The 12,084-nt window shown below is 67.7% G+C and carries 1 protein-coding gene (only partly in view); it reads left to right on the plus strand.

From position 1 onward, the window contains the following. Window positions 1-12,084 carry part of the coding region annotated (locus JWN03_RS09035) for a non-ribosomal peptide synthase/polyketide synthase (RefSeq protein WP_297612519.1) on the plus strand (this coding region is incomplete at its 3' end). The annotated region extends 18,312 nt beyond the left edge of the window, so 12,084 of the 30,396 annotated nt are shown.

Genomic DNA, 12,084 nt, shown 5'->3' on the forward strand with positions numbered 1-12,084 from the left:
ATGGTCACCGACTCCGGTTCCCCGGTCGGCCTGACCGTGGCCGCGGTCCGCGCCGACCTGCCGGAATCGGTGGAGTGGCTGGTCCTGGACGAGCTGGACCTGAACACCTTCGCGGACACCGCGATTGTCGACGCCGACCGGGTACGCCCGCTGCGCCCCGAGCATCCGGCGTACGTCATCTACACCTCCGGCTCCACCGGCGTCCCCAAGGGCGTTGTGGTCACGCACGCCGGCCTGGCCAACTTCAGTGCCGAGCAGATCGAGCGTTATCGCCTCGATTCCTTCTCGCGCGCACTGCATTTCGCCTCGCCGTCCTTCGACGCGTCTATCCTGGAGTTCCTGCTGGCCATCGGCGCGGGCGGCACCCTCGTGGTGGTCCCACCGGGGGTGTACGGCGGTGACGAGCTCTCCGAGCTGATCCGCTCCGAGGGCGTCACGCACGCCTTCATCACTCCGGCCGCGCTGGCCACCTTCGATCCGAGCGGCCTGGACTCCCTGCGGGTCCTCGTCGCCGGTGGTGAGGCGGTCCCGGCCGATCTGGTCGCCAAGTGGGCGATTCCCATTGGAGAGGGGACAGGGCCGGACGGCACGATTCGCGCCTTCCACAATGGTTACGGTCCGACCGAGACCACCATCATGACCAATATCAGTGACCCGCTGGTCCCGGGTGATCTGGTCACCATCGGTGGCCCGATCCGTGGCATGCAGTCGCTGATTCTCGACAATCGCCTGCGCCCTGTTCCGGTGGGTGTCGCGGGTGAGCTCTACCTGTCGGGCATCCAGCTGGCCCGCGGCTACCACGCGCGTCCGGGTCTGACCACGGACCGCTTCGTCGCCAACCCTTACGTATCGGGTCAGCGCATGTACCGCACCGGTGACGTGGTCCGCTGGACCCGCACGGGTGAGGTCGAATACGTGGGCCGCTCCGACTTCCAGGTCAAGGTGCGCGGCTTCCGCATCGAGCTCGGTGAGATCGACGCGGCCCTCGCCTCGCACGAGAGTGTCGACTTCGCCGTCACCGTCGGCCACAAGAATGCCGCCGGCGCTGTCTCGCTGGTGTCGTATGTGGTTGCCACGCCCGGCCATTCGGTGGATATCTCCGCCGTCACCGCGCATGTCGAGCAGCAATTGCCCGCGTACATGGTGCCGTCCTCGGTCATGATCATCGACCGCGTCCCGCTGACCCCGGTCGGCAAGCTGGACCGCCGGGCGCTGCCCGAACCGGTCTTCGCCACCGAGGTGGTGTTCCGTGCCGCGCGTAATACGGTGGAGCACACCATTGCCGAGGTCTTCGCCGAGGTGCTCGGCCTGGAGCGGGTCGGCATCGACGATTCGTTCTTCGCGCTGGGCGGCGACTCCATCGTCTCCATCCAGCTGGTTTCGCGGGCCAAGGCGCGCGGCGTCATCTTCAGCCCGCGTGACGTCTTCGAGCAGCGCACGGTCTCGGGGCTGGCAGCTGTCGCGCAAACCGCTGACGGACAGGGTGATTCGACACCGCAGCTGACCGAGCTGCCCGGTGGGGGAGTCGGCGTCATGCCGCTCACCCCCGTGGTGCGGTTCATGGTCGAACGGCCGGGCGGCATCGGGCGGTTCAACCAGACCATGGCGCTGGAGCTGCCGATCGGCATCGACCGTGCGGGTATCGCCGCCACGGTCGCCGCGGTCATCGACCGCCACGACATGTTGCGGGCGCGCCTGCGGCGGGTGCCGGGTGCGGACCCGGTCGTGGAGACGGCCGCCGCCGGCGCCATCGATGTGGACGCGCTTATCGACCGCACCGAGTTCGATCCGGCTGTCGGCACCGAGGAATTCCTCGAAATCGCCTCGGCCGCACTGGATGCCACGCTCGACAAGCTCGATCCCATAGCGGGCGTAGTGATTCGGTTCGCCTGGCTGGAGCCTGCCACGGCGAGCCGTGAATCGGACACCGCATCCCGCGCCGGTCGCCTCATCGTGGCCGCACATCACCTCGTGGTCGATGGTGTCACCTGGCGAATCCTGGTGCCGGACTTCGTCACCGCCTGGGGTCAGCTCTCCGCCGGCCAGACTCCTGAACTGGTCGCCCCCGCCACCAGCATGCGCACCTGGGCGCACGCCCTCGAGCGTGCGGCAGCAACCCCGGAGCGGGTCGCCGAACTCGACTTCTGGCGAGGTGTTGTCGACGGTCCGGATCCGCTGCTCACCGAGCGGCCCTTGGATCCGGCCGTGGATGTCACCGCCGTGATCGAGGTGCACCGGGTCGAGGTCTCGGCTGAGGTCACCAAATCACTGCTCACCACCGTGCCCGCGCTCTTCCACGGCGGCGTCAATGACGGTCTCTTGACCGCGCTGGCACTCGCTGTCGCAAAGTGGCGCTCGGACAGGGGGATTGCCGGGGAGAAGTCCGCCCTGGTCCGACTCGAAGGCCACGGGCGTGAGGAAGAGGTCGTGCCCGGCGCGGATCTCTCGCGCACGGTCGGCTGGTTCACCGCCATCTTCCCGGTCCGCTTCGATCTCTCGCAGCTCGAGGTGAATGCCGCGCTCACCGGCGGACCCGCCATGGGTCACGCCATCAAGGCGGTCAAGGAGCAGTTGCTCGCGGTGCCGGACAAGGGCCTCGGCTACGGCCTGCTGCGCTATGTGAACCAGGCCACCGCCGATCAGCTGCCCAAGCAGCAGCCCGGCCAGGTCAGCTTCAACTATCTGGGCCGCGTGAATGAGGGCGATGTGCCCGAGGCGCTGCGCGGTTTCGGCTGGATTCCCGCTGCGGAGCTGGGCGATCTGGGCGGTGCGTACGACGGCGATATGCCCGCCATGGCGCCGATCGATATCAATGCCATCGTGACCGGCGACAGGCTGACCGCCAATATCGGCTACCCGAGCACGTTGCTCGAGGCCGGCGCGGTCGCCGAATTCGGCGCGCTGTGGGTATCCGCGCTGGAAGCCGTTGCGCACCATGCCGAATCCGCCGAGGCCGGCGGGCACACCCCGTCCGACTTCGGGCTCGTGCAGATCACCCAGCGCGATATCGACGGCTGGGAACAGCGTTTCGGCGGTGTGGACCAGGTGTGGCCGCTGTCGGCGCTGCAGTCCGGTCTGCTCTTCCATGCACAGCTGGCCGCCACCTCGGTGGATGTGTACACCGCGCAGGCGGTGCTCACCCTCACCGGTCGGGTGGACGCCGATCGCCTGCGCGCCGCCGCTCAGGCACTGCTGGAGCGTCACGAAATCCTGCGCACCGCATACGTTTCCGATGCCAATGGCGTTCCGGTGCAGCTGGTGCTCGACGGTATTCACGTGGCCTGGTCGCAGTACGACCGCTCGGAGACCGGCGATGCGAGCGACATTCTCGAGGCCGATCGTGTACAGCGCTTCGACCTGACCGAGCCGCCGCTCATTCGCTACACCCTGGTGCAGGTCGCCGCCGATCGCTGGCAGCTGGCCGTGGCCAACCATCACATCCTGCTCGACGGCTGGTCCATGCCGCTGCTCATGCAGGACCTGCTGGTGCTGTACGCCACGCACTCCGATACCAGCGTGCTGCCGCCGGTGCGCTCCTACCGCTACTTCCTGGAATGGGTTGCGCAGCAGGACCGTACGGCGTCGCTGGAGGCCTGGAAGACCTCGCTGCTCGGGGTCTCCGAGCCGACGCTGCTCACCCGCCCGGACCCGAGCCACGAGATCACCGCACTGTCCGGCGAGTACTTCTTCGAGCTGGACGAGGCGGCGACCGCCCGTCTGACCAGCGTTGCCGCCGACCTCGGCGTCACGCCGAACACCGTGCTGCAGGTGGCGTGGGGCATTCTGCTCGGCCGCCTCACCGGTCGCGAGGATGTGCTGTTCGGCACCACGGTCTCCGGGCGTCCGGCCCAGCTGTCCGGTGTCGAGTCCATGGTCGGCCTGTTCATCAATACGGTGCCGGTGCGGGTCGCCTTCGATCCGGCCGAATCGGCGCAGTCACTGCTCACTCGCACCCAGGGCGAGCAGGCGGATCTGCTGGATCACCACTACATCGGTCTCGCCGATATCCAGTCGGCGGCGCGCATCGGCGGACTCTTCGACACCCTCGTGGTGTTCGAGTCCTACCCGGTCGACGCCGACGGCATTCGCGCCCAGGCCGCCGATATCGACGGCATGGGTGTCACCGACCTCGAAGCCGCCGACGCTACCCACTACCCGCTCACCCTGATCGCCCAGCTCGACAGCCGCCTGCGCATTCGCGCCGGCTACCTGCGCGACCTGTTCGACGAGCACTCCGTGCGGCACATCGCCGACCGCCTGGTGCGCGTGCTCACGGCCATCACGACGGAACCCACTGCCGCAGTGGGCGATATCGAGCTTCTCGAAGACGCCGAGCGCGAGCTTGTGGTCACCGAGTGGAACGACACCGCCTACGACGTCGACACCGTGCTCGCCGTGCTCACCGACGGGACGTTGACGGATGACGAGGTCGGCACCGCCGACACCGCTGTAGCGGTCGGCAGTGGATCGACCATCGTCGCACCGCACAGCATTGTGCGGACCGCGTCGGGCGATGCGGCTGCCACGCTCGTTGCGCTGTTCGAAGCGCAGGCGGAGCGGACTCCCGATGCCGTTGCTCTCAGCTTCGAGGGCACCAGTCTCACCTACGGCGAGTTCGCCGAGCGGGTGCACCGCCTGGCGCGCTGGCTCATCGAACGCGGTGTGGGAGCCGAATCCTTTGTGGCGCTGGGTATGCGCCGCTCCATCGACCTGGTGGTCGGCATGTACGCCGTCACCGCGGCCGGTGGCGCGTACGTGCCGCTGGATCCGGAGCACCCGGCCGAGCGCACCGAATACATCCTGGCCACCGCCGATCCGGTGACCGTGCTGACCTCGGGCGAGGATCTAGCGCAGGGAGGTGGAGCGGACGTCGACACCGCGCAGGTCCGGATCGATCTGCTGGAGCTTTCCAGCTACTCGGCCGCGCCGATCACCGACGCGGAACGCATTGTGCCGCTGCGAGAATCGAATACCGCGTACGTCATCTTCACGTCGGGTTCGACCGGTCGCCCCAAGGGTGTGGCCGTACCGCATTCCGCGATCGTCAACCGTCTTGTCTGGATGCAGTCCGAGTACGGGCTGACCGCCGAAGACATTGTGCTGCAGAAGACTCCGGCCACCTTCGACGTGTCCGTGTGGGAGTTCTTCTGGCCGTTGCAGATCGGTGCGACGCTGGTTGTCGCCAAGCCGGACGGCCATCGCGACCCGGCCTACCTGGCGGAGCTCATTGCCCGCGAGGACGTGACGGTCACCCACTTCGTACCGTCCATGCTCGCGGTCTTCGTCGCCGAAGCAGCCGCGGTGCAGTGCACCAGCCTGCGCATGGTCTTCGCCTCCGGTGAAGCGCTCTCGCCCAAGCCCTCCCATCGTCTGCGCGAGATCACCGGCGCCGAGCTGCACAACCTGTACGGCCCGACCGAAGCCGCCGTCGACGTCACGTATCACCATGTGACCGCCATCGATGTCGATACGGTGCCGATCGGCCGCCCGGTCTTCAATACCCAGGTCTACGTACTGGATTCGCGCCTGCGCCCCGTTCCGGTGGGTGTCGCGGGTGAGCTCTACCTTGCGGGCGATCAGCTGGCGACCGGCTATGTGTCGCGAGTGGATCTGACCTCGGATCGCTTCGTGGCCAATCCGTTCGGCGCATCCGAGCGCATGTACCGCACCGGCGACCTCGTCGTCTGGAATGCCGGCGGCGAGATCGAATACCTCGGCCGCACCGACTTCCAGGTGAAGCTGCGCGGTCTGCGCATCGAGCTCGGTGAGATCGAAGCCGAGCTCACCGCACTGGGTTCCGTCGCACAGTCGGTGGTCGTGGTGCGCGGTGATCAGCACACCGGCGATCAGCTCGTCGCGTATGTCGTCGCCGCCCCCGGTCGCATTGTGGAGATCGAGTCGGCCCGCGCCGAGCTCGCCGAGCGGCTGCCCGCGTACATGGTCCCGTCGGTGGTCATGGTGCTCGACGAGTTCCCGCTCAATGCCTCCGGCAAGCTGGACCGCCGCGCCCTGCCCGCACCGGTCTTCGAGGCCGCCGTCTTCCGCGCCCCGACCACCCCGATCGAGCAGATCGTGGCGGGCATCTTCGCCGAGGTCCTCGGCCTGGATCGGGTCGGCCTGGACGACGACTTCTTCGCCCTCGGCGGCAACTCGCTCATTGCCACCCAGGTTGCGGCGCGCTTGTCCGCCGCGCTGGACAAAGCGCGGGGAGGCGGAGCGCAGCTGGGCGTGCGCGAGATTTTCGAGGCCTCCAGCGTGGCCGCACTGGCGGCGCGCGCCGAATCGCATTCCGGTGCGGGTGCCCGCCTGGCCCTGACAGCGCAGGACCGCCCCGAGCGGCTCCCGCTGTCGCTGGCGCAGCAGCGTATGTGGTTCCTCAACCGCTTCGATCCCGAATCGGCTGTGGATAACATTCCCGCGGCCGTGCGGCTCTCGGGTCTGGTGGATCGCCAGGCCCTGCAGATCGCCGTCGCCGATGTGCTGGCGCGCCACGAATCACTGCGCACCCGCTACCCGGAGGTCGACGGGACCGCGTACCAGGAGATCGTCCCCACCGGTCAGGTCATTCCCGATCTGACCCCGGTGGACGTCACCGAAGCCGAACTGCCCCGGGCACTTTCGGAGCTGGTGCTGACCGGTTTCGACGTCACCGTCGATGTGCCGTTCCGGGCCCGCCTGTTCGAGGTCAGCCCCACCGAGCACGTGCTCGCACTGGTGGTGCACCACATCTCCGCGGACGGGTTCTCCATGGGCCCGCTCACCCGGGATGTCATGACCGCCTACGGCGCTCGTGTCGAAGGCGGCGAACCCGCCTGGCGGCCACTGGAAGTCCAGTACGCCGACTACGCACTCTGGCAGCGCGCGGTCCTCGGCGACGAGACCGATGCGGAATCGGTGATCGCACAGCAGATCTCGTACTGGGGTCAGGCGCTGCGCGGACTGCCGGATCAGCTGGAGCTGCCGTCCGACCGGCCGCGTCCGGCGGTCGCCTCCGGCCGCGGCGGCACACACGTCTTCACCATCGACGCCGAGGTCCACGGCAAGCTGCTGGAGCTGGCCCGCCGTCGCGGCGCCACGCTGTTCATGGTGGCGCACGCCGCGCTCGCCACACTGCTGTCGCGCCTGTCCGGTGAATCGGATATCGCCATCGGCACCCCGGTCGCCGGTCGTGGCGAGCGCGCGCTCGACGACCTCATCGGAATGTTCGTCAATACGCTCGTACTGCGCACACCGATCGACGGTGGCGCGGGCTTCAATGCACTGCTGGAATCGGTGCGCGCCACCGATATCGCCGCCTTCGGTCACTCCGACCTGCCGTTCGAGCGTCTGGTGGAGATCCTCAACCCGGCCCGCTCGCAGGCCCGGCATCCGCTGTTCCAGGTCATGCTGTCGTTCCAGAACACCGGCCCGGCCGAACTGGAACTGCCGGGCCTGACCGTCAGCGGCGTCGATCTGCCGCTCGACACCGCCAAGTTCGACCTGCAGTTGGTGCTCACCGAGCAGAACACCGCACACAATGTGTCCGGCAATGGTTTCGGCGGCGCCCCGTCCGGCATCACCGCCGAACTCATCTACGCCACCGACCTTTTCGATGACGCCACCATGGCGCGCTTCGCCCAGCGCTTCGGCCTCCTGCTGGAAGCCATTACGGCACAGCCGGATCGCGCCGTCGGCGATATCGACCTGCTCGACAATGCCGAGCGGTCCCTGGTCACCTCCGGCTGGAACCGCACCGGTTTCCGGGTGAGCGATGTGCTCGCCGAACGGACCGACGCTGTCCAGTCCGAGGATGCGGATACGACCCGTGGCGACGTCATGCGGGTTGCCTGGACCGGCGATGCCGCGAATACGCTGGTCGCGCTGTTCGAGGCGCAGGCCGTGCGTACTCCGGACGCCACCGCTCTCTCGTTCGAGGGGACGCCCGAGCGCAGCGAGGCACGGGCAGAGCTCTCTTACGGTGAGTTCGCCGGGCGTGTGCATCAGTTGGCGCGCAAGCTGATCGAGGCCGGTGTCGGCCCGGACAGCCTGGTCGCACTGGGCATTCGCCGGTCGCTGGACCTGGTGGTCGCGATGTATGCGGTGCTGGAAGCCGGTGGCGCGTACGTGCCGCTGGATCCGGATCAGCCTGCTGATCGCATTGCGTACGTGCTCGATACCGCTGCGCCGGTGTGCGTGCTGACAACCGAGCGCGACGGGTTCACCCACGAGGGTGTCTCGGTGCTCGCGGTCGATGCGCTCGAGCTGTCGGGGTACTCGGATGCTCCGGTGACGGATGCGGATCGTCGTGCGCCGCTGCGGTCGTCGAATACGGCGTATGTGATCTTCACGTCGGGTTCGACCGGTCGCCCGAAGGGTGTGGCGGTCAGTCATGCCGCCATTGTCAACCGCCTGGTGTGGATGCAGTCGGAGTACGGGCTCACCGCCGACGATGTTGTGCTGCAGAAGACCCCCGCGACCTTCGATGTGTCTGTGTGGGAGTTCTTCTGGCCCTTGCAGATCGGTGCGCGCCTGGTCGTAGCCAAGCCCGACGGCCACGGCGATCCGGCGTACCTGGCGGAAGTCATTGCCGGAGAAGGTGTCACGACGACGCACTTCGTGCCGTCGATGCTTGCGGTGTTCGTGGCCGAGCCCGCCGCCACCGAATGCGCGAGTCTGCGAATGGTTTTCGCTTCCGGTGAGGCGTTGCCCGCGACCACCGCTCAGCAGCTGCGCGCGGTGACCGGTGCGGCGCTGCACAACCTCTACGGCCCCACCGAAGCCGCGGTCGATGTGACCTATCACGAGGTTGTCGATGCGGATGTCGACACGGTGCCGATCGGTCGTCCGGTCTTCAATACCCAGGTTTACGTGCTGGATTCGCGTCTGCACCCGGTCGCGCCGGGTATGGCGGGTGAGCTCTATCTCGCGGGTGTGCAGTTGGCGCGCGGTTATGTGGCGCGAGCGGATCTGAGCTCGGATCGCTTCGTAGCGAACCCGTTCACTCCGGGTGAGCGCATGTACCGCACCGGTGACCTGGTGCTCTGGACCACCGCAGGTGAGCTGCAGTACCTGGGCCGCACCGACTTCCAGGTGAAGTTGCGCGGTCTGCGTATCGAGCTCGGCGAGATCGAATCGGCGCTCACCGCACACGAGTCGGTCGCGCAGGCCGTCGTCGTGCTGCGTTCCGATGCGCGCACAGGTGATCAGCTGGTCGGCTACGTGGTTCCCGCCGATGGTTCCGTGGATGTGGATGCCCTGCGCACGCACCTGTCGGAGCAGCTGCCGTCCTACATGGTCCCGGCGGCATTCGTGTCCGTGGATGTGTTCCCGCTCAATGCGAATGGCAAGCTCGATCGCCGTGCCCTGCCCGAGCCGGAGTTCGCCGCTCGCGAATTCCGCGCCCCGGCGACCCCTGCGGAGGAGATCGTCGCCGCCGTCTTCACCGAGGTACTCGGGCTCGAGCAGCCCGTAGGCGCAGAGGACGACTTCTTCGCACTCGGCGGCAACTCGCTCATCGCGACCCAGATTGTCGCCCGGCTCGGCGCGGCGCTCGATACCCGTGTGCCGGTGCGCACGCTGTTCGACGCCCCGACCGTCGCCGCGCTGGCCGCCCGCGCGCAAGCGCAGGCGGGTACCGGTAGCCGCAGTGAGCTGGTGGCGCAGGAGCGTCCGGAAGAGATTCCGTTGTCGCTTGCGCAGCAGCGCATGTGGTTCCTCAACCGTTTCGATACCGCTTCTGCGGTGAACAATATTCCGCTCGCGGTTCGCCTCACCGGCGACCTCGACGTGGATGCGCTGCTGCACGCCGTCGGCGATGTGCTCGAGCGGCACGAGGTGCTGCGCACCGTCTACCCGGAGAACATCGAAGGCCGTGGCGTGCAGGTCATCCTGCCCGCGGACCAGGTCCGCCTGGATACCCTGCTGCGCAGCGATGCGAGCGCCTCGGACGAGACCGTCGGCGACGATTCGGCCGACGCCGACGAGGCCGAGGCCCTCCCGATCGAAGCCGGCAATGGCCTCGTATCGATCGCGGTCACCGAATCCGAACTGCACGAGCGCATTGCCGAACTGGTGCTCACCGGCTTCGATGTCACCGTCGCGCCGCCGGTACGCGCCGGACTGTTCCAGGTCGAAGATGCCGAACAGCCCACGCACGTGCTGGTTTTCGTGGTGCACCACATTTCCGGCGACGGCTGGTCGGTGCGTCCGCTGGCCCGCGATGTCATGCTCGCCTACGCCTCCCGTGCGAACGGCGCTGCGCCGCAGTGGACTCCGCTGCCGGTGCAGTACGCCGACTTCGCGCTGTGGCAGCGCGAGACCCTCGGCTCCGAAGAGGACTCCGGCTCGCTGATCTCCCAGCAGGTCGGCTACTGGTCGGACGCACTGGCCGGCCTGCCGGACCAGATCGACCTGCCGTCGGATCGCCCGCGCCCCGCCGTGGCCTCCAACCGCGGTGGCGTGCACGAGTTCTCAGTGGACACCGACCTGCTGAACGGCCTGAACACGCTCGCCCGTGAGCACGGCGCGAGCCTGTTCATGGTGGTGCACGCGGCGTTCGCGGCGCTGCTGGCCCGCCTGTCCGGCGGCGATGACATTGCCATCGGCACCGCGGTCGCGGGCCGTGGTGAAGCCGCGCTCGACGATGCCATCGGCATGTTCGTCAATACCCTGGTGCTGCGCACGCCGATCGATTCGGGGGAGAAGTTCACCGAACTGCTGGCCCGCACCAAGGACACCGACCTGGCCGCCTTCGGCCATGCCGACCTGCCGTTCGAGCGCCTGGTGGAGATCCTCAACCCGGCCCGCTCGCAGGCCCGGCATCCGCTGTTCCAGGTCATGCTGTCATTCCAGAACACCGGTGAAGCCAGCTTCACGCTGCCGGGCCTGGAAGTGGCCGGCGTGCCCCTGGATGTGGTGACCGCCAAGTTCGACCTGCACCTCAACCTGCGCTCCGCCTCCCCGCGCTTCGAGCGGCTCGGCGGGGACGGCGTCATCGACGGTATGACCGCCGAATTCGCCTACGCCACCGATATTTTCGATGCGTCCACCATTACCGCCTTCGCTGATCGCCTAGTGCGCACGCTGACCGCCGTGGTCACCGAGCCGAGCACCCTGGTCGGCGATATCGAAGTACTCGACGACATCGAGCGCCGCAAGGTGCTGCGGTCGTGGAACGCCACCGAATACGACGTGACCCGGGTGGCGCTGGCCGGTCGCAAATCCGATGCCGACGTGACTCTCGCGTCCATGTTCGGGACCCAGGCCGCGCAGACTCCGAAGGCCGCCGCCGTGGTGTTCGAGGGCACGGCTCTCTCCTACGGCGAGTTCGCCGCGCGCGTCAACCGGCTGGCGCGGCACCTGATCGCCGAGGGCGTCGGACCGGATTCGTTTGTCGCCCTGGGCATGCGCCGTTCGCTCGACCTGGTGGTCGGCATGTACGCCGTCATCGCCGCCGGTGGCGCGTACGTGCCGCTGGATCCGGATCATCCGGAGGAGCGCAATGCCTACGTGCTCGATACCGCCCAGCCGGTGTGCGTGCTCACCACCACGCGGGACGGTTTCGAATCCGGTACGCGCACACTGCGTATCGACGAGATCGAGCTCGGCGAATACTCGGATGCACCGGTCACCGATGCCGAACGCATTGCGCCGCTGCGGGAGTCGCATACCGCGTACGTGATCTTCACGTCCGGCTCGACCGGACGTCCGAAGGGTGTGGCGGTAACCCACGCCGCCATCGTCAACCGCCTGGTCTGGATGCAGACCGAGTACGGCCTGTTCGACGACGATGTGATTCTGCAGAAGACTCCGGCGACCTTCGACGTCTCCGTCTGGGAGTTCTTCTGGCCCTTGCAGGTCGGCGCGCAGCTGGTCGTCGCCAAGCCGGACGGCCACCGCGATCCGGCCTACCTGGCCGATCTCATTGCCGAATACGACGTCACCACCGCGCACTTCGTGCCGTCCATGATGTCGGTGTTCGTGGCCGAGCCCAAGGCCGCCGAATGTGTTTCGCTGCGACAGGTTTTCGCCTCCGGTGAGGCACTGCCCGCACCGACCGCGCACAAGCTGCTCGAACTGACCGGTGCGCAACTGCACAACCTGTAC

The organism is Nocardia sp. (assembly GCF_025465275.1).
GTDB lineage: Bacteria > Actinomycetota > Actinomycetes > Mycobacteriales > Mycobacteriaceae > Nocardia.